The organism is Pseudomonas jessenii (assembly GCF_002236115.1).
GTDB classification, from domain to species: Bacteria; Pseudomonadota; Gammaproteobacteria; order Pseudomonadales; family Pseudomonadaceae; genus Aquipseudomonas; species Aquipseudomonas jessenii.
This window is the reverse complement of the sequence record NZ_NIWT01000004.1, coordinates 387,438-406,856: the sequence shown is the minus strand read 5'-3', so window position 1 is coordinate 406,856 and position 19,419 is coordinate 387,438. Positions and strand designations below refer to the sequence as shown.

The 19,419-nt window shown below is 59.0% G+C and carries 13 protein-coding genes; 5 read left to right on the top strand and 8 right to left on the bottom strand.

Annotated features, from left to right (window positions below; translation table 11 throughout):
* Nucleotides 1–9: 9 nt before the first annotated feature.
* Complete coding sequence (locus PSJE_RS14945) at nt 10–4,686, top strand: NEL-type E3 ubiquitin ligase domain-containing protein (RefSeq protein WP_090453286.1); 4,677 nt, start codon at nt 10–12, stop codon at nt 4,684–4,686.
* Between the two features lie 145 nt (nt 4,687–4,831).
* Here the strand turns inward: PSJE_RS14945 and PSJE_RS14940 are convergent, their stop codons facing one another.
* From PSJE_RS14940 to PSJE_RS14915, 6 genes are all read right to left on the bottom strand, one after another.
* Nucleotides 4,832–6,031: a DUF2771 domain-containing protein gene (locus PSJE_RS14940; RefSeq protein WP_224795449.1), complete on the bottom strand. Its 1,200-nt coding sequence runs from the start codon at nt 6,029–6,031 to the stop codon at nt 4,832–4,834.
* Nucleotides 6,032–6,200: 169 nt separating this feature from the next.
* Nucleotides 6,201–6,689, bottom strand: coding sequence for a CS1 type fimbrial major subunit (locus tag PSJE_RS14935; protein WP_090453284.1), 489 nt, complete (start codon nt 6,687–6,689; stop codon nt 6,201–6,203).
* Nucleotides 6,690–6,752: 63 nt separating this feature from the next.
* The gene (locus PSJE_RS14930; protein ID WP_090457752.1) at nt 6,753–7,496 is read right to left on the bottom strand and encodes a pilus assembly protein; all 744 of its coding nucleotides are present in this window, start codon (nt 7,494–7,496) and stop codon (nt 6,753–6,755) included.
* Nucleotides 7,497–7,555: 59 nt separating this feature from the next.
* Nucleotides 7,556–8,800 (bottom strand): hypothetical protein, encoded by a 1,245-nt coding sequence (locus tag PSJE_RS14925; protein WP_090457750.1) that lies wholly within the window; start codon nt 8,798–8,800, stop codon nt 7,556–7,558.
* 38 nt (nt 8,801–8,838) lie between these two features.
* Nucleotides 8,839–11,361: a TcfC E-set like domain-containing protein gene (locus PSJE_RS14920; RefSeq protein WP_090453283.1), complete on the bottom strand. Its 2,523-nt coding sequence runs from the start codon at nt 11,359–11,361 to the stop codon at nt 8,839–8,841.
* Between the two features lie 108 nt (nt 11,362–11,469).
* Entirely contained in the window at nt 11,470–11,958 is a 489-nt protein-coding gene (locus tag PSJE_RS14915) for a CS1 type fimbrial major subunit (RefSeq protein ID WP_057716250.1), read from the bottom strand.
* A gap of 501 nt (nt 11,959–12,459) precedes the next feature.
* Here PSJE_RS14915 and PSJE_RS14910 point away from each other — a divergent pair.
* Together PSJE_RS14910 and PSJE_RS14905 are read left to right on the top strand one after the other, a co-directional pair.
* Nucleotides 12,460–13,035: a PadR family transcriptional regulator gene (locus PSJE_RS14910; RefSeq protein ID WP_057716251.1), complete on the top strand. Its 576-nt coding sequence runs from the start codon at nt 12,460–12,462 to the stop codon at nt 13,033–13,035.
* Entirely contained in the window at nt 13,032–13,817 is a 786-nt protein-coding gene (locus PSJE_RS14905; protein ID WP_090453282.1) for a siderophore-interacting protein, read from the top strand. Before PSJE_RS14910 ends, PSJE_RS14905 begins: the two co-directional genes overlap by 4 nt.
* A 153-nt stretch (nt 13,818–13,970) precedes the next feature.
* Here the strand turns inward: PSJE_RS14905 and PSJE_RS14895 are convergent, their stop codons facing one another.
* Nucleotides 13,971–14,615, bottom strand: coding sequence for a Pr6Pr family membrane protein (locus PSJE_RS14895; RefSeq protein ID WP_090453281.1), 645 nt, complete (start codon nt 14,613–14,615; stop codon nt 13,971–13,973).
* A 2-nt stretch (nt 14,616–14,617) separates the two neighbouring features.
* The gene (locus PSJE_RS14890; protein WP_090453280.1) at nt 14,618–14,848 is read right to left on the bottom strand and encodes a VF530 family protein; all 231 of its coding nucleotides are present in this window, start codon (nt 14,846–14,848) and stop codon (nt 14,618–14,620) included.
* Between the two features lie 365 nt (nt 14,849–15,213).
* Here PSJE_RS14890 and PSJE_RS14885 point away from each other — a divergent pair, with 365 nt between their 5' ends.
* A complete protein-coding gene (locus PSJE_RS14885; RefSeq protein WP_090453279.1) occupies nt 15,214–16,596 on the top strand; it encodes a carbohydrate porin in 1,383 nt (460 codons plus the stop codon).
* Nucleotides 16,597–16,821: 225 nt separating this feature from the next.
* The gene (locus tag PSJE_RS14875; RefSeq protein WP_090453277.1) at nt 16,822–19,233 is read left to right on the top strand and encodes a glucose/quinate/shikimate family membrane-bound PQQ-dependent dehydrogenase; all 2,412 of its coding nucleotides are present in this window, start codon (nt 16,822–16,824) and stop codon (nt 19,231–19,233) included.
* Nucleotides 19,234–19,419 lie beyond the last annotated feature (186 nt).

Below are 19,419 nucleotides of genomic sequence, written 5' to 3'. Positions count from 1 at the left end.
GATCAAACAATGCCCATTACCCCCTCGGCGATTCAAGGATCAGACCCGATCGCCATCGCCCCATTCGATAAAAGCATCCACTTCCATCAGGTCAGAAAGGCGATTCCGTCCTGGCTGTTGAACACCTCCCCATCCCGTGTCGATGCGCTGAAATCTGTCAGGCTGACGCTGCCCGACTGGCAAAGGACCGCGTCGACAACCGCTCACCGCAAGTTGAAAAAAGCCAACCAGCTTAACTGGACCTCGCAGAACACCGTGGATCAGGCCCTGCGCGATCTGCTGGATATTTCAGCCTTTGCCAAACCCCTGCTGCAGCAAAAGCTGAGGGACCGCTTCGGCGTCGAAGACGATGTCGAGGAAACCTGGTTGCGCCTGTATGCCCCGGTTAAGACAGCCTGGTGGGTCCATGACTTTTCCGCAGGAACCACCAGTCGCACCATCTCGCTGCTGGATGCCGCGCTGCACAACTTTTCCCAAGACGAGGCGTTCACCCAAGATTCCGAATTCATCACCCGCCCCGACGCACGCGGGCATTTCAACGTCAAACAGCTCAAGCACAAACTGAGCATCGAGCAGTTCAAGTCCGTGTGTCGCGAACTGGACATCGGCGCCCGCTATCAACAGCACCTGCAAGACACTTTAAAGCCGAGCGACAAGGCAGCGAGCAATGTCCTGCGCCAAAAAGTCGTTCTCAGCCAGAAAAGCGCACTGAATGTCGCCGCGCAAATGGCCCTGATGAAGCACGACATCGATCAGGATGCCTATGACGTGGTGCAAGGCATGCTCGAGGATCGTTCACGGCTGAAGTGGAACGGCAAACCCGTCGACTATTACAACCTGGCGATGATGGACACGCGCCTGAGCGGCATCATCCTGATCGCGGCGGATACAGCCAGTGCCAGCGGCCCGGTCCCGGTGATTGCCTATGTGCCCCATGACCCGCAGCACCCGCTCAAGCAATACCCTTCGTCTCTGGAATTCATGGCGGAACTGACACGTCAGTTGCGCGATGGCGCATCGGTTAAAAGCTATCAACAGTTCTTCAGCCAGTTCGTGCCCCATGAGCAACGCGGGCATTTTTTTGCCGGATTGAACGCGCGTCTGAGCACGGTGAAATGGCAGCCGGCTGCCGCAGGTACCAATTTGCCGAGCTGGCGCGAAACGCCTGTGGATAAACCCGATCTGCATTTCAGTGTGTCGAGCATCAAGACCGACCGCGCGACGACCTTCAACAATGACCTGTGGGGCTATCGCTACCGGCAGACCCTCAACAAGATTTTCAACGATGCCCGGGAGATCGCCATCTCCACCGAATACGCCGACCGCATGGCCCGCTGGGCCTGGTGGGACAACCTGGAAAAAATGCTCTCGGACATCCTCACGATCGCCTTGCTGGTGGCGACCCCATTTGTGCCTGTCTTGGGCCCACTGATGCTGGCGTACACGGCCTATCAATTGACCGATGGCGTGGTCGAAGGTCTTGTCGACCTGGCCGAGGGACGCTTGGCCGAGGCCGGCGAGCAGACCCTCGGCGTGCTGGAAAACGTGGTCCAGTTGGGCGTGTTCGCGGCGGCAGGCGCCGTCGGCAATGTTGCACAGGCGAAGCTTTCGCCGTTTTTCGAAGGCCTGAAACCGGTGCAGTTGGCAAACGGTGAAACGCGCTTGTGGAACCCTGACCTCAGCCCCTATCAACGCACCGACGTGGATTTGCCCGAGGACGCCCGGCCTGATGGCCTGGGTATTCACCAGCATCAGGGCCGACGCATAGTGCGCCTGAACGATCAACACTTCGAAGTGCTGGAAGACCCGGTCACAGGGCAACAACGCATCCGCCATCCGCAGCGTTTCGACGCTTACGCACCGACTCTACGCCACAATGGCCGTGGGGCCTGGGTCTGCGAAACGGAAAACCCACGGGAGTGGGAAGGTTCGCCCCTGATGCGCCGCCTCGGCCACAGCACCGATGGTTTCAACGACGAACAACTGGAGCAGATTCGCCAGATCAGCGGCACCGATGAAGCCGAGCTGCGCCGGGTGCACGTTGAAAGCGCCCCGCCGCCACCGCTGCTGACCGATACCCTGCAACGCCTGGCTTCACCGCCAATCGCGCCCGCCGCGGTACCCGCTGAAATCGCGCCGCTGTTCAGCGAGTTCCCGGAGCTGCCGGCGACCGTTGCGGAACAAATCCATACGCGTGCCAGCGCCGCGGAACGTCAACGGATTACCCAGGAAAACCGCCTGCCTTTGCGCATGAGGACCCAGGCACGAGAGCTGCAATTCGAAACTCAAACAGTACGAGCGGCCCAGGGTTTGTACCCGAGCGCGTCAATTACTCCCGACACCGAACGCCTGGTGCTGGGCACCTTGCGCTTTAACACCGATACCTTCGGCGACCTGCGCCTCGAGATTCGTCAGGGAACATTCGATGGCGAGTTGCGTTACAGCGTCGGCCCCGACGACGCCACGCGCGTGCGGGTGCTGATTCGCGATGATGCCGGGCAGTATCAGGTGCGTGATGGCGAGGATCAGCCGATCCATGAAGCCGATGACTTTTTCGAAGCCGTCCTGCACGCCACGCAGGAGAATGGCCGAAACAGCCTGGGCTACAAACCGGGTGACGGCGACAGGTTCCGCCAATGGATCATGGTCAAATCGGCCCAGCCCAGCGAACGCCGTACGGTACTCGCCGAGCCGCCCGTTCGCCCGGTTGCCGAGCATGAAACGATGTTGTTGGTGCGTGGCGGTGGGCTGAGCAGGGAGGCGAGAACCTTGCATGAACGGATACAGGATCTGCATCCGCACTTCAGTGAGGTTGAGGTTGATACGTTCGCCAATGCCCTGATCGAACAAGGCCAACCGCTGAGTGCCATTGAGCAGCATGAAGATGATCTGAACGAACTACGGATCATCCTGAATCGTTGGCGAAACCAGCAACCACCAACCTGGGGACCCGACTCAAAGGGCTTCCTGAACGGTGGTGGCGACCGCATTGCTGAAGGCCTTATCCAATGTTTCGAAAGAACAAACACCGATCTTGGCAGCCGCACTGATCCATCAAGCTACGGCCTCGACCTCTCCGGCGATCTGTTACCCATCAATCTGGAAAACTGGTGGTCGCAACGTCCCGATCTGAGGAAATTTCTGGACCGCATCACCCTTCTGAAACTCGACAACACACGCTTTTCCTCCAAGGCAAACGGCTTGCTGAAAGATTTTCCCAACCTGCGCGAACTCAGCGCCAGAGGATGCGAACTGACGAGCCTGCCGGAAAACATCGGCGCCATGCAGCGGCTCGAACGACTGAGTTTGATTGACAATGAAATCGTGCTGGACGCCGCCGCCGTCGAGCAACTGAAGCATCTGGACTACCTGGAAATTCTGCGTCTGGATGAAAACCCCTTGGGCAGGGTTGTCGACATCTCAAGCATGCCCCGGCTGAAGGTTGTCGGGCTGCGGGACACGGTCATTACCACCTGGCCTGAAGGTACGTTGAGCAAAACCAGGCCTCGCGGCTTTCTGCTGGATCTTCGGGATAACCCAATCAACCTGATTCCCGAAGTGGTCCCAGGCTCACCGCAGGCATGGGTCGTGGCGCGTACCCGGCTGGATGTCGGCAATCTGTCGGAATCCAACCAGGGTCGCTATCAGGCAATCCGTCGTTCGGTGCAACTGCCCCCTGAACCCATCGTGCCCTCCAACAGTCTGGCCGAGTGGGTGGTCAACTCGGACTACAGCGCGAAACACTGGAGCGACGTACCCGGTTGGGGCGTCAACCGTGCCAATCTCTGGTCGGAGCTGGCCGATGAGCCCCAGGCACAGGGCTTCCTGAACGTATTGCTCGATACCCGCCTGAGCCGCGACTTCCAGAACCCCGGCCCGGCCCGGGATCAACTGGTGCAGCGTGTCTGGCGCATGCTCGATGCCGTCTACGTCGACACGCCTCTGCGGGAGAAGCTGTTCACCATGGCCATCGCGCCGGTGGATTGCGCCGACGCCGGTGCGCAGTTGTTCAATCACATGGGCATTGATGTGCTCGCCTACGAGGCCCACGCGTATTCCACCGACCCAGTGCAGCTGGAGCAGAAACTGGTGACCCTGGCCAAAGGCGCGGCGCGGCTGGAACAGGTCAACGACATTGCCCGTGCCGATGTCGCCAGTCGTGGCGGCAACCCGGACGAAGTCGAGGTCTACCTGGCCTATCAGACCGGACTGGCAGAGCGCCTCGACCTGCCCTGGCAATCGAAGGGCATGTTGTTCCGGCCGGTGTCCGGCATCACTGACGCGATGATCGATCAAGCCTATGACACGGTGCTGGCCCTGGGCGAAGGCGATGGTCTGGTCGATCGAATGCTCGAACAGGATTTTTGGCAAAACCATTTGAACGAGCGCTATGCGACTGACATGGAAGCCAATAAACGTCGCTATCTGGGCCTGTCGGATCAACTGGATACGTTGCGCGATACACAGCGTGAATGGGTCGAGTCGAAGTCGGAGTATCAGCGCGCCGCATTGCGCAGCCGGCTCAGGGAACTGATGAACGACCTGCCGGCGCCGGACACGGTGGTCTTCGCCGATGAGCCATTGAGCGATGGAATTTTCGACCGCCTGCTGGTCGACCTGGGTGATGCAGAGAAAGAACTGTCGAGGCGCTTGACCCGTCAAGCCATGAAGCGCGCCGGCCAGTAAAAAGCATAAACATTGATGCTGGATGTGCCTGCCTCATCGCGAGCAAGCTCGCTCCCACAGGGGATCGGTGGTCGCCACAAGATCTGTGTACGACACCCATCCACTGTGGGAACTGGCCTGCCAGCGATGGCGGCAGTCCCAGGCCTCAGACCTCGGAATCCCAGATCACGGTGACCTTGCCCCTGTAGAAAGGACCGGCACCCGGTTCGAGCATGAATGCCATTTGACTCTGGGGCACTTCAAAGTGCAGAACACCCGGCGCCCTGTCGACGTAGAAACCCGGCTGGAAATACAACGCATTGGCGGCGCCCGATCGCATTCGCATGTGCCTGACGGGTTGCCCGCTCATGTCGGTCAGGCCATTGGGCAGGGTGACAAAGACCTGCAGCTCCACCCCACGCTTGGAGACACGGTCATCGAGCATGCAGTCGTAGGCAGTGCTCCACTCACACTCCATGTACATCTTGAAACGCGATGAGGCCGAGATGTTGAAGGTCTGGTCACGGAACAACCGCACCGGTTTGCGCCCCGCCTGCAACCAGCTCTGCCAGCCACCGGCCGGTACCAACTGGACTTTCTCGCCACCGGGCGGGATATCGACCTTGAGGGTGTGCTGAACGTCGAGGTTGAAGTTCATGGTTAACACCGGACTGCTCGGCAGCATGACATCGCCGAAATCGAAGTCGCCGCTGGGGCCGATCGTGTAGGTGAGCGAGCCTGTGTAATGGCCTGCCAACATGCCCAATGGATTGGGCGTGACCAGTTCATAGGAAAAATCCAGATGGTCGTAGCGCAACCACGGAATATTGAATTTCGCCTGTTTATCACACGCGGCCTCAACCGGTGTTTTCCAGAAAAAACCGTAGTAGTTGGTACCGTAGTAACCCACGCCACTGTAAAGACATGGCGGCGGGGAGTTCACCCAGCTCGATCCCCATAAGAGGTTGTGCGCAATCCGATAATCATCGGCGCCGCCCACCAACTGCATCACATCTTGTGTCACATGCCTGGAGCCCACACCCGTAATCCTCACCTTTACAGTCTCCACTTCCCCGGATTCGTGACGAACCGTCAGATCACGCCATTGCGCCGGCACCTTGAACGTTGCGCCCTGGCGCGGCGATGCATGGTTGGCCGGGATCGCTTGGCTGGAATCGAATCGAATCGGGACTTGCAGGCTGAACGTCTTGTTTTCCTCACATTGCCCCGGATACAGCTGACAGTAGCCACTGGGCGGAGTAGTGTTCTTGAATTGGTTGAGATGCGGATGAGCCGAATCAGGCTTGAACAACGCCGTGATTGATACGTCTTGTGCCAACGCCTGGGGCATCAGCCACCACACCATTAAAAGACTCCATAACCATAAAAGCCTCGTTGAAAACAAAACACCTGTGACATTCATCTGTATCCATCTCCGAAAAGCCGCCCTGCTCCCTGGGTGGCGATATCCACTCGACATTCAAACGCTGCAACACCCGTGTGCTCTCACACTTTTGGGCCCTGTCAAAAACAGATCAGGGTGCCGCGGCACTGAAAATCAACTGAACCGTTCCGTAATAAGTGCCCGGTTTGTAACCACCGGCCGGCTCTTTCGGCTGGATTTCCAAAGCAAAGCGCCCGCCTGCCATGGCCTGCGCCGCCGATACCACTTCGCGCGGCGTCGCCTCGTGGCTCAACTCCTGGCCATTGAAGGTGACCCGCAAGTAGATGTTCTGGTCCTCCCGCCCGTTGAACAGATAGGGCTCGGCGTCCAGCCGCGCTTCGATCGCACTGGTGTCGTGCTTGACGTCGAAATTCTTGCGCAACCCTTCGAGCTTCGACGTGTTGCGATTCCACGGCAGGGTCTGTTCCAGATGAATCCAGTTCGTCTCGGCCGGTAGCACGTAAAAGCCCAGGGTCGGAATATCCGCCCACACTTCGAACGTGCGCTCTTCCCGTGCCGCGAAAACCTGGGCACACGTCATCACGCCCACACAGAGGGCGATGGCCGATTGCTTGATCATGTCAGTTACCTGTTGCGAGAAAAAAAGCGGCGAGTCTTCCAGGGCGACCCGCCTTTGGCGGTGTTACTGGCTGGCAACGCGCAACGCTTTTTTGTCGGCGCCTTCAATCAGGTTGAAGCGGTATTCGCGACCGGGTTTCTTCTCGAACTCGAACGACTTGCCCGCCAGAACGTGATGCTTGGTGGTCGGCTCGCACTCGGTTTCATTCTTCAGCGAGCAATTGCGAAACTCATCGATCACCACCACGGTGTTGCCGTTGTTGCGCAGTCGATAAACACCGGCGCTGTCATCGATCACGCTGTCGAAACGGCTGTTCTTGGGACGGACAAAAAACACCGTGCCAAACCCGGTCATCACGTTGACCCCCGCCGACAGGTTCTCCTTGTAGGTTTCGCGCTCTTCACTGGACACCGCGAAGTCGTCTTCCTTTTCCGGTACCACCGGCACAAAACGCACGCGGAAATAACGTTCGGTGTCACGAGCGCCCAAGTGCAGCAAACGCGTACCCTGCATGCCATTGGCCGGCACAATCAGCCGTGCGGGGCTGGCCATCAAGCCATCCCGACCGCTGCCATCCGCTTGCGTTGCGACCGGTATTTCGCGATGTGTGCCATCGGCGTCGTAGATGATTTCCAGGATGTTGACCTTGACGAACGCGGTGCTGTCGCCGCTGTTGAATACGCGTTTGAGGTAAGTGCTCTTGTCGCCGTCCAGATAGTCGTACACCGTTCCCACGTTGATCTGCGGCCCGGCCTGAACCACCAGAGAAAACCCGCTCAAACCCAACAGCCACCACAGACGTTTCATACCCTTGAACCTCATGACATTGAACACAACACAGGCGCGGTCCATCGATTGGCGGCCCATCAGATTTCCGAATCCCAGATCACGGTGACGCCGCCGAAATACTGTTTTGGCGCCCCAGGCAAAAAAAAGTGATCGGGCTTCTCAAGTTCGAAGTGCAACGTGCCCGGCTTACGATCCACATAGTGGCTGGGCTGAAAAGTCACGGCCCCGCCTTCAGTCACCAGTTCCTGACGCTGGACCGGTCTTCCGGCGCTATCGGTCAAGCCACCAGGCAAGCTCACGCTGACTTTCAATGGAGCGCTAAGCATCGAATCCCGATCAGCCATTAAGCAGACCCGTCCATCGCTGATTGAGCACTGCAAAAACATTTTGAAGCGAGAACTGGCCGAGATATTGAAGGTCTGGTCACGGAACAACCGCACGGGTTTTCGCCCCGCATGCAACCACCTCTGCCAGCCGCCAGCCGGGACCAGCTGAATTTTTTCACCGCCGGGGGGGATGTCGATTTTCAACACATGTTCAACGTCGAGAAGAAAATCAAGAACGATGACGTTGTCCTGAGGAATCATCACATCGCCCAAATCAAAATCCTGGCTTGGCCCAACTCGAAAAATATGCTGTCCGGTGTATTGCCCCGAAACCATGTCTTGGGGATTGGGAGTATCAAGCTCATAAGTAATGTCGAATGTTTCATATTTGAAGGGTTGTGGAATATCGAAAACAGCCTTCTTGGCGCAAATCCCGGCGCTAACCGGGTGCCGCCAGAAACTATTGAAACCAATGTCATTACCCGCACCCATTAAACCGGTGCACGGTGGACCGGCATAACTCCAGGTACCGCCCTCAAACAGATAGTTATGGCCTAACCCGCCGGTCAGTTCGGGTGCCGGCAGAGGTAATTTGTAGGCCACGCCCATGCCGGCCACCCGGAACCTGACGGTTTGAGGGGGCGCCGTTGGGTGGCTGACGGTCACGTCTTGCCATTGCGAAGGAATGTTAAACATCGCCCCCAAACGCTTGTTGGTATGACCGCCCACAATGGTTGCATTCGAGTAAGAGAGAATAGGCAGGCGTAAGCTGAACAGGTTTTCAGCGTGGCATTGAGGTGGGTTATCCAAGCAAAAACCACTTAACGGCGTTCTATTTTCGAACTTATTGAATTGAGGGTTAGATGCATCAGGGTAAAACACTGCCCTGATTTGTTGGGTGACCGCTGCGGCTGAAGCAGGGAACAGCGCCACGACTACTCCAACAACAGCGGCTGCATATATGGCTGACCTTTTAACTTGTGAAATATCTAACATTTGACATGACCTCAAAAATCCCTTGAACCGGATATCCGTCATCCCGCCGTCTCAGCCGTGCGATTGGCGTCCGCCAAGGTGTCCGGCGAACAGCGCAAATCACCGATCATCAGCACGTTGTTTTCATTGCGGTGTTTGTCGGTATCGAGACGGAACTGGCAGAGCAACTGGTCGGCATATCGCACTTCCAGGGTCGGTGAACCCGCGTTCATTTCCATCGAGAAGAAACCGTCGACCTCGCTGACCCCACGGCTGGCGTGGTTGATCACGTGGTGGCCCTTGAGCGGCCGACCCTGCGGATCGAGCAGGCGCCCGAGCACGGTCAGGGTTTTCATCACCCGCACCTTGCGGTACTCCACACCGCCCTTGTTCAGGTGATAGCGAGTGCGCGCCGGTTCGATGCTGGCCGCCGGCACGTGATTGCCTTCGAAGTCGAAGCTCACCGAACTGTTTTTGTAGGCCGTGAGCGGAATGAAATTGCGCCCCGGCCGCAGCGCCGCGCTGCCACCACTGAGGTCGTCGGCGCGCAAGGCGATACCGTCGATGTCGGACTCGACGTCGACAATCATCCCGGCACCGCGCCCTTGATGCTGGCTGGTCAACGCCATGCGCTGCGCGCCGACCACCAGGGTGCTGTCGAGGTTCAGGCCACCGGTGAATTTGTTGTTGAACGAAGAGCGTTGAATGAAACCGTCGCCGTTGATTTCGTCGGTACGAAAATTCGCCAGGCTCGACAGGCCGACGCCATAGGTGTCGGTGAGCGCAGTCACCGAGACGCTCTGCAACACGTGGTCTTGCAGGTCCTTGCGGTAACCGAGCGAGGCGTTGTTGTCGCGACCGCCCTCACGGGCAGTGCGGCTGCCGATGCTGCCGGAAATCTGCTGGCCCGGACCGCCGAGCGCCATGTTGATGCTCAGGTCGACCCCGCGATTGCGCGCATCGCCGCTGCTGTAGCTGCCCGGACGGTCGAACAACGACAGGCGCCAATTGGCATCGCTGCCAAACAGCTGGGTCCGTTGGGTCCAGCCGAGGTCGATGCCGACGCCCTCGACATTGCCCTCACTGTGGGACACCCGCGCGTTGAGCGAACTCTTGCGACTGATGCGGTGGTTCAACGCCAGCGACGAGTTGCTGGTCTGGCCGGTGAACACGTTGCGTTGTCGTACGCGGGTGCCGTCGGGCAGGGTGTCATAAGTGTTGGTGGTGTCGAGCCAGCTACGGTTGTGGCTGATCACCAGACTGCCAGAGCCGTAGTTGTACAGGCCTTGCAGATCGGCGCCGGTGCCGTGGTCTTCGGTCTGGTAAAGATTGGCGTAGACGCTGGTGCTGTTGCCCAGGGTCCAGTCGATGGAGCTGCCGTACTGGAGTTTTTCGCGCACCTGGCGTGCCGACAGTCCGAGAATCACCCGCGGGTGCAGCAGATAGTTGATCGAGGCGCCCGCCGTGGCATCGCCACTGCTTTGTTGATCCCAATTGCTGAACAGTTTGCTTTCCTGCCCGGCAAACAGGTTGTAGCGCCAGCGCTCATCGTGGTTGCGCCAGTTGTTCGGCTTATAGATCAGCTCCTGGGTGGTCGAGGTGATTTGACCATCTTCGATCAACCGCACTTCCACCTCGTAAATACCGCCCGGCAATGGCCGTGTGTCGAGGGTCTGCAACCCGGCTGGCACTGACTGTGTATTGATCAGCAGGCCATCGCGATAGATTTCCACGGAACCCTGACGGTTGGCCGTGACATAAACCGGGTAGACGCTGGGTTTCGGGCTGTCGATGGCCAGGCTGTCGGAACTGCCGTACATCACGCCGACGGCGGTGTCGGGGCTGGTGCCGAACGAACGGGGCTGGCGAGTCAAGCCTTCGGAGTTGGGCGTGAAGTACCCCAGCCGGAAAAAACTGCCCTCCAGTTCGCGCTGGGTGAAGAGCTCATGCACGGCGTGATAGGTCTTGTCGTCCGGTCCACCCAGACGCGCCAGTTGCATGTTGAAGGTCTGGCTCCAGTTGCCCAGGCTGCCGCTGGCTTCCAGACCGAAACGACCGCCCAGGTCTTGATCCTGGCCGCCGTTGAGATTGAGTTGATTGCGCACCATCAGGCCGCTGCTGCCGCCTTCAGGCTGATCGTAGAAACGCTTGGCTTCGCTGTCGCGTTCGGCATTTTCGGTGACGATCGACAGCAATGAATTTTCCAGGTTGTAGTGCACCGCCAGCATCTGCTCCGGGCATTGACCGCTGCAGGCGCCCAGCGCCACGCCGGGTTTGAGGATATCCGCCCAAGTCTCGCGTTCGCTGGCGCCGAAGCGGCTTTCACTGGTGTCGGTGAAATCGAGCAACGTCACCCGGTCATCGCGGGACAATACAATCATCGCCTCGCCCAACGGTTGCTGATCGAGTTCGACCCGGACCGCCAACGGAACGTCGAAAAAATGCTCCTCGAACTCTGCCGGCAAGCCTTTGGCCTGGGCCAGCAAACTTCGCGGCGTATTATCAACGGAAGCGGGCGCCGCAAATGCGCTGCTACATAACAGCAACGCAAGCGCTGCCGCGATGGGCGTCATCGGGAACATGAACGAATACTCTAATATCAAAGAAGTTGAAACCCGACCGGCAACTTTTAATATTGCCGGTCGGTCACGTTACTTATACAAGTAAGCGCTTATGACTCTTGATCAAGTTCAAAGAGCAACCGGAGGAACAGCGTCGAACATCATGGTGACGGCACCGGTGTAATCACCTGGTGCAAAGGTGGTGCCTTGTGCCTTGATGTTGAGTGGGGCACGGTAATTGACATTCGATTCGGTCTCGCCAACCACCATTTGCGGAGTCGTGGTGAGCACTACATTGTTGAGTGCCACTTGCAGGCCAATTTTGGATGCACCACTGATCAGCTCCGGCACGCTTTCAAGGCTGGCATGCACCGAGCCGTTGTTGTTGCGTACGTCGAAGAAACCGTTGACCTCATCCATGGTGCCCTTGCTTGGAATGTAATCCATTCTCTGATCCTTGTTGACCAGATCCGGATCGACCGGTACCACGTAGAAACCGTTGGTCGGTACATGCGCGACAAGGTTGATGGAGTGACGGGCTTCACCCGCGGCAAATACGGCGGAAGAACTCAGAGCCAGAACAGCCAGAGGAGCAGCAAACGCGATTTTCTTGAACATCTTTCAGTACCTGTCTTTTAAAAGGATAAGCGCAGAAAGTTCAAGTTGAGCAAAACCGTCACGAGCAGCTATTTGCTCAGCTGAACTTTCAACGCCGAAAGATGATCGATCAATTTATCTGGAAAGTAAGCAGGAACGTTCCTGCAAGTGCGTAGCCAAAGTGCTATCACCCGAGAAAGAAAAAACCTGAAATAACTTAAAAACCAATGTCTGACTGTAAGAGAAATACTACAAACCGCACACTAACGGCAATGACAAGCAGAAACTAACGAAGTTACTTCTGTAAGACCAATACCACAAACCCCGCATTTAACAGGCCAAAACCCAACATTAGAGAGTTAACACTAATTTCAGGTTTTTCACCCGCACTGATTACCACTATTTTTGCGGTTTTGGCGGGGTCATCGGCTCGACGCTCGGAACGGCCACCGGTCAGGGGGGCTTGCTTTCTCGTTAAGATATATCTTAAGTTGTATCTAAACACGACGAGAGAAAGCAGAAATGAGAGACCATCATTCCCCCCACCGTGAACACGGCGACGGCCGCGACGGCTTCGAGAAACGCCCCGGACGTGAGCGCGGTGGTCGCGGCCCCCGGGTCTTCGCCCCCGGTGACCTGAAATTGCTGTTGCTGGCGCTGATCGCCGAACAGCCTTGCCACGGCTACGACCTGATCCGCCAGATTGAAGGCATGTTCGACGGCGCCTACAGCCCCAGCCCTGGTGTGATCTACCCGACCCTGACCTTTCTGGAAGAGAGCGAAATGATCCAGGGCGACGCCGAAGGCGGAAAAAAACGCTACAGCGTGACCGACGCCGGACGTCTGTCCCTGAAAGAGCAAGCCATCGCCCTTGAAGGTGTGCGGGTGCGCATCGATGTCAGCAAACGCTCGCTGCGCGGCCATGATCGCCCGCCCGAAATTCACGAAGCCGTGCATAACCTGCGCCACGCGCTGCAACTGCACCACGGCCGCTGGAGCAAGGAAGAAATCCGGCGCGTCGCTGTCCTGCTCAACGACACCGCCAAAGCCATCGTCGACGGCCCCGCCGTTCAACCCGTTCAGGAGAACGCCGAATGACTGAAGTCATCGCCTCAACCATTCACCGTGTCATGCACGAAATCAAACGCCGTCGCCTGGAAGTGTTGCGCGTGGTCGACCTGACTCCGCGCATGCGCCGGATTACCTTGGGTGGCCCTGAATTGGCAGGTTTTGTCAGCCTCGGCACGGACGATCACGTCAAACTGTTGTTCCCGCAAAATGCCGAACAGGCCGCGGCGCTGGAAACCCTGGTGCTGGGCGCCGGCAAGGACAATGGTCCGCTGCCTGAGATGCGCGACTACACCCCGCGCCGCTACGATCTGGACGCCCTGGAACTGGACATCGACTTCGTACTGCACGGCGACGGCCCTGCCTCGACCTGGGCCGAACAGGCCAAACCGGGGCAGTTCCTGCACATCGGCGGGCCACGGGGTTCGATGATCGTGCCTGACATGTTCGACAGCTATCTGCTGATCGGCGACGAAACCGCCCTGCCCGCCATTGCCCGACGCCTCGAAGGCTTGGCAGCCAATCGACGCGCGTTGGTGATTGTCGAAGTGGAAAACGGCAAGGAACAGCAAGTGCTGGAGAGCGCTGCCGAGGTCAATGTGATCTGGGTACTGCGCGAAGGCGGCAAAGATCATTTGTTGAGCACGGTGCGCCAGATCCAGGTGCCAGCCGGCAGCCTGTACGCATGGGTGGCGACCGAGAGCAAAGTGTCGCGGCAGATTCGTCGGGTGCTGCTGGATGAGCACGGGCTGGACGAGCAGTTCGTCAAGGCGGTGGGTTACTGGAAACTGGGGGACAGTGACGAGGAGTGACTGGAATCACAATGTGGCGAGGGGGCTTGCCCCCGTTCGGCTGCGAAGCAGTCGTAAAATCTGCTGATGCGGTGTTTCAGATAAATACTCATTGCAGCTTTTAGCACTGCTTCGCAGCGCAACGGGGGCAAGCCCCCTCGCCACAATCAGCGTTCACTTCCGGGCGGCACGCCACCGATCCAGCCCAATCACCAGCAAGGCAATCACCACAAACCCCGCCAACAATCCCCCGGCATTGATGAACACCTGTGGATAACCCAGTTTCTCGACATCAATGAACGGGTAGGGATAAACCGCCAGCAAATGCCCGCGCAGCAGCGAATAGGCGAAGTAGACCAGCGGATAGATCACCCACAACCCGATGTGTCCCACCCGCAGCCTGCCCTTGGGCACGCAACTCCACCAATACACCAGAAACAGCAGCGGCATGACGTCGTGCAACAGTTCGTCGGCCAGCCATTGCCAGCCCTCGGGATGCCACAAGTGGCGCAGCAGCAGGTTGTAAGCGAGGCTCACCACGGCGATGCTCACGGCAATGCCACTACTGACCCACGGCTGCAAGAACCAGCGACGCGCCGCCGACTCGCGGGAGGTCACTGCACAGGTCAGCACGGTCGCCACCAGGGTGTTGCTCAGCACGGTGAAATAGCTGAAAAAACTCACCAGCCCGCCGATCAGGCTGGCGCCCAGCGTCCAGCGCGAATGGAAAATCAGGTACATCTGGATGCTCAACCCCGCCCAGCCGAGCATGGCAGCCACGACCACAAAACGACGGCGTAACGCAGACGGGTTGACCATGTTCAAAGCGGTCGTTTGGTGCGCATCAACTTCACATACAAGCGCTCGACCTTCTCCCGCGCCCACGGGGTTTTGCGCAGGAACGTCAGGCTCGACTTGATGCTCGGGTCGCTCTTGAAGCAGCGGATATCGATGCGCTCGGCCAGCCCCGACCACTCGTAGTGGTCAACCAGCGCGTTGAGGATCTGTTCCAGCGTCACGCCATGCAGCGGATCAGTGTTGTGTTCGGTCATGCCGGGCCTTCAGCGATGTTGGAATGGGAAAGCCGCGCACCTTAGCCGAGGGCTTCTTCGGGTGGAAGCGGTCTGTTAAATGTAGGTGATCTTGGAATCCTGGAATCCTGTAGGAGCGAGCTTGCTCGCGAAAAACGCAACGACGCCGCTGGGTATCTGGTTTGACGCGTTATCGTTCACGACCATCGCGAGCGAGCTCGCTCCTACAGGAGAACACTGTTACCAAAATTGAAAGGATGCATGTCATCAAAAGCCCTTTCTCTATTTGTAACGGAACATTATCCTTGCGCACGCTTTAGCTGAAACGCTTCTGCCAGTCACTTCTTCCGCTCATCCCCCAGAAAAAGATCAAGAATTTCTTCCCTATGCCTGATTTGCGATTTTCGAAAGACAGCGCTGTCTTTAAGACTGTCTCTTGCCACAACGCCCTCAAACTGATCGGCGGTTTCACCGCGTTCGGCCTCGCCACCTGTGTCCAGGCCGCTCCGGCATTCGATAGCGACTCACCGTGGATGCTCGGCGACTGGAACGGCACACGTACGGAGCTGGCGGAAAAAGGCTATGACTTCAAACTGGATTACACCGGCGAAATGGGCAGCAACCTTCACGGCGGCTACGACCACGACCGCACCGCGCGCTACAGCGACCAGTTCGGCCTGGGCACCCACCTGGACTTGCAGAAGATCCTCGGCTGGGACGATGCCGAATTTCAGCTGACCATCACCGAACGCAGCGGCAACAACATCAGCAACGACCGCATCAACGACCCGCGTGTCGGCGGCTTCACATCGGCCCAGGAAGTCTGGGGCCGCGGCCAGACCTGGCGCCTGACGCAGATGTGGTATCAGCAGAAGTTCTTCGATGAAAAGCTCGACATCAAGGTCGGCCGCTTCGGCGAAGGTGAAGACTTCAACAGCTTCCCCTGCGACTTCCAGAACCTGGCGTTCTGCGGCTCCCAGGTCGGCAACTGGGCGGGTGACATCTGGTACAACTGGCCGGTCAGCCAGTGGGCGCTACGGGTCAAATATCACCTGACGCCAGAGTTGTACGCGCAGATCGGCGCGTATGAGCAGAACCCGTCGAACCTTGACCGCGACAACGGTTTCAAGCTCAGCGGCAGCGGCACCCAGGGCGCAGTCCTGCCGGTAGAGCTGGTGTGGACGCCGAAACTCAATGGCCTGCCGGGTGAATACCGCGCCGGTTACTACTACAGCAGCGCTAACGCCACCGACGTCTACAAGGACAGCAATGGCCAGCCTGCGGCCCTGAGTGGCGAAGCCTATCGCAGCGCGTCGAGCAAACACGGCGCGTGGCTGGGCCTTCAGCAGCAGGTCACCAGCCTGGCCAGCGACCACTCCCGCGGCCTGAGCCTGTTCGCCAACGGCACGATGCACGACAAGAAGACCAACGCCATCGACAACTACGTCCAGGCGGGTCTTGTCTACAAAGGCTTGCTCGACGCGCGCGCCAGGGACGACATCGGCTTTGCCATGGCCCGCGTCCACGTCAACCCGGCCTTTCGCAAGAATGCCGAGGCGACCAACCAGGCCAATGTTGTTTTCGACTACGACAATCCGTCCTACCTGCCGCCCCAGGACACCGAATACAGCGCCGAACTCTATTACGGCGTGCACGTGACCAACTGGCTGACCGTGCGCCCGAACCTGCAATACATCCGCCATCCCGGTGGCGTGGGCGAGGTCGATGACGCGCTGATCGGCGGGATCAAGGTCCAGTCGTCGTTCTAAAAAACACCACCCCCCCCCCTGTAGGAGCGAGCTTGCTCGCGATGGACGTGAACGATAACGCTTGGAGCCTGACACCCCGCGGTGTTCTCAGGCTTCTCGCGAGCAAGCTCGCTCCTACAGGGACTGCGTCAGCCAAACCCGTTTTATATGAACCCTGCCCGCACAAGATCGTCATCTACAGTGAACTTGCGCGGGACTACTTGAAACGTCACGGAGAATCACACTATGAGCACTGATGGTGCCTTGAGCCGAAGCCGTCTATTGCCGACCCTGCTCGGCATATTGCTTCTGCTGATGGGCCTGGCCATGCTGGCCGGGGGGATCAAGCTGAGCATGCTTGGCGGCTCACTGTATTACCTGCTGGCCGGTATCGGCATCGCGCTGAGCGGCGTCCTGCTGATCGCCGCCCGCCGCGCGGCGCTAGGCCTGTACGCACTGGTACTGTTCGCCAGCACTGTTTGGGCGCTGTGGGAAGTTGGCCTCGACTGGTGGCAACTGGTGCCGCGCCTGGCGCTGTGGTTCGCCCTCGGTGTGGTGATGCTGCTGCCGTGGTTCCGTCGTCCATTGCTGATCAACGGCCCTGCCCCTATGGGTACTGGCGCCTTGAGCGTGGCCGTGGTCCTGGCCGGCGCCACCGCCGTGGCCAGCCAGTTCACCCATCCGGGCGAAACCTTCGGCGAACTGGGCCGCGACAACGCGGACATGACCAGCACCGCGCCGCAGATGCCCGAAGGCGACTGGCAGGCCTATGGCCGCAGCGAATTCGGTGACCGCTACTCGCCGCTCAAGCAGATCACCCCGGCCAACGTCGGCAAGCTGCAAGAAGCCTGGCGTATCCAGACCGGCGATCTGCCAACCGCCGATGACCCGGTGGAACTGACCAACGAAAACACTCCGCTCAAGGCCAACGGCATGCTCTATGCCTGCACCGCTCATAGCAAGGTGCTGGCACTGGACCCGGACACCGGCAAGGAACTGTGGCGTTTCGACCCGCAGATCAAGAGCCCGGTGGGCTTCAAGGGCTTCGCCCACATGACCTGCCGTGGCGTGTCGTACTACGACGAAGCAGCCTACGCCAAGTCTGAAAGCGCTGCCTCCGCAGTGATTTCCGAGGCCGGCAAAGCCGTTGCCCAGGCTTGCCCGCGTCGTCTGTACCTGCCAACCGCCGATGCACGCCTGATTGCACTCAACGCCGACACCGGCAAGATCTGCGAAGGCTTCGGTAAAAACGGTGTGGTTGACCTGACTCAAGGCATCGGCCCGTTCACCGCCGGCGGCTACTACTCCACCTCGCCAGCAGCGATCACTCGTGATCTGGTGATCATGGGCGGCCACGTCACCGACAACGAGTCGACCAACGAGCCATCCGGCGTGATCCGTGCCTTTGACGTACACGACGGTCATCTGGTGTGGAACTGGGACAGCAACAATCCCGACGCGACCGAACCGCTGCCAGAGGGCGAACACTACAGCCGCAACTCGGCCAACATGTGGTCGCTGGCCAGCGTCGACGAAAAACTCGGCATGGTCTACCTGCCACTGGGCAACCAGACCCCTGACCAGTGGGGTGCAGACCGCACCCCGGGCGCCGAGAAATTCAGTGCTGGCCTGGTCGCGCTGGATCTGGCCACCGGCAAGGTGCGCTGGAACTACCAGTTCACTCACCACGACCTGTGGGACATGGACGTCGGCAGCCAGCCAACCCTGCTGGACATGAAAACCGCCGACGGCGTGAAACCTGCGCTGATCGCCCCGACCAAACAGGGCAGCCTGTACGTCCTCGACCGTCGTGACGGCACGCCGATCATCCCGATCAAGGAGATTCCGGCTCCGCAAGGTGCCGTAAAAGGTGACCGCACCGCGCCGACCCAGGCTCGTTCGGACCTGAACCTGCTGGCCCCGGAACTGACCGAAAAAGCCATGTGGGGCGCCAGCCCGTTCGATCAGATGCTGTGCCGCATCCAGTTCAAGGAACTGCGTTACGAAGGCCAGTACACCCCGCCGTCGGAACAGGGCAGCCTGATCTATCCGGGTAACGTCGGCGTCTTCAACTGGGGCGGTGTTTCGGTCGACCCGGTTCGCCAGATGCTGTTCACCAGTCCGAACTACATGGCCTTCGTCTCGAAGATGGTGCCTCGTGCCGAAGTCGCAGCCGACAGCAAGCGCGAGAGCGAAACCGCGGGTGTGCAACCGAACACGGGCGCACCTTACGCGGTGATCATGCACCCGTTCATGTCGCCGTTAGGCGTACCGTGCCAGGCGCCGGCCTGGGGCTACGTGGCCGGTATCGACCTGACCACCAGCAAAGTCGTGTGGAAACGCAAGAACGGCACCAGCCGCGACAGCTCGCCATTGCCTATCGGCCTGCCACTCGGCGTGCCAAGCATGGGCGGCTCGATGGTCACCGCCGGCGGCGTCGGCTTCCTCAGCGGTACGCTGGACCAGTACTTGCGCGCCTATGACGTCAACACCGGCAACGAGCTGTGGAAATCGCGCCTGCCGGCTGGCGGTCAGGCTACACCGATGACCTACACCGGCAAGGACGGCAAGCAGTACGTGCTGTTGGTCGTCGGTGGTCACGGCTCACTGGGCACCAAAATGGGTGACTATGTGATTGCTTACAAACTGTCCGAGTAAGTTTTAGCGGCAGTCAAAACAAAGGCGACGTCCGTGAGGACGTCGCCTTTTTTGTTATCGCAGATTTCAAATCACCCCCGCCCCCTGTGGGAGCGAGCTTGCTCGCGATAGCGGTCTGACAGTCACTTCAAGGGTGTCTGTCCTTGCCTCATCGCGAGCAAGCTCGCTCCCACAGGGGATAGTGTC

What these genes read in the sequence shown, in the direction of transcription:
- PSJE_RS14920 (WP_090453283.1), bottom strand. Translation starts at nt 11,361, where the DNA reads ATGTTCCCGATGACGCCCATCGCGGCAGCGCTTGCGTTGCTGTTATGT.
- PSJE_RS14910 (WP_057716251.1), top strand. Translation starts at nt 12,460, where the DNA reads ATGAGAGACCATCATTCCCCCCACCGTGAACACGGCGACGGCCGCGAC.
- PSJE_RS14905 (WP_090453282.1), top strand. Translation starts at nt 13,032, where the DNA reads ATGACTGAAGTCATCGCCTCAACCATTCACCGTGTCATGCACGAAATC.
- PSJE_RS14885 (WP_090453279.1), top strand. Translation starts at nt 15,214, where the DNA reads ATGCCTGATTTGCGATTTTCGAAAGACAGCGCTGTCTTTAAGACTGTC.
- PSJE_RS14895 (WP_090453281.1), bottom strand. Translation starts at nt 14,615, where the DNA reads ATGGTCAACCCGTCTGCGTTACGCCGTCGTTTTGTGGTCGTGGCTGCC.
- PSJE_RS14875 (WP_090453277.1), top strand. Translation starts at nt 16,822, where the DNA reads ATGAGCACTGATGGTGCCTTGAGCCGAAGCCGTCTATTGCCGACCCTG.
- PSJE_RS14915 (WP_057716250.1), bottom strand. Translation starts at nt 11,958, where the DNA reads ATGTTCAAGAAAATCGCGTTTGCTGCTCCTCTGGCTGTTCTGGCTCTG.
- PSJE_RS14925 (WP_090457750.1), bottom strand. Translation starts at nt 8,800, where the DNA reads ATGTTAGATATTTCACAAGTTAAAAGGTCAGCCATATATGCAGCCGCT.
- PSJE_RS14890 (WP_090453280.1), bottom strand. Translation starts at nt 14,848, where the DNA reads ATGACCGAACACAACACTGATCCGCTGCATGGCGTGACGCTGGAACAG.
- PSJE_RS14945 (WP_090453286.1), top strand. Translation starts at nt 10, where the DNA reads ATGCCCATTACCCCCTCGGCGATTCAAGGATCAGACCCGATCGCCATC.
- PSJE_RS14935 (WP_090453284.1), bottom strand. Translation starts at nt 6,689, where the DNA reads ATGATCAAGCAATCGGCCATCGCCCTCTGTGTGGGCGTGATGACGTGT.
- PSJE_RS14940 (WP_224795449.1), bottom strand. Translation starts at nt 6,031, where the DNA reads ATGGTGTGGTGGCTGATGCCCCAGGCGTTGGCACAAGACGTATCAATC.
- PSJE_RS14930 (WP_090457752.1), bottom strand. Translation starts at nt 7,496, where the DNA reads ATGAAACGTCTGTGGTGGCTGTTGGGTTTGAGCGGGTTTTCTCTGGTG.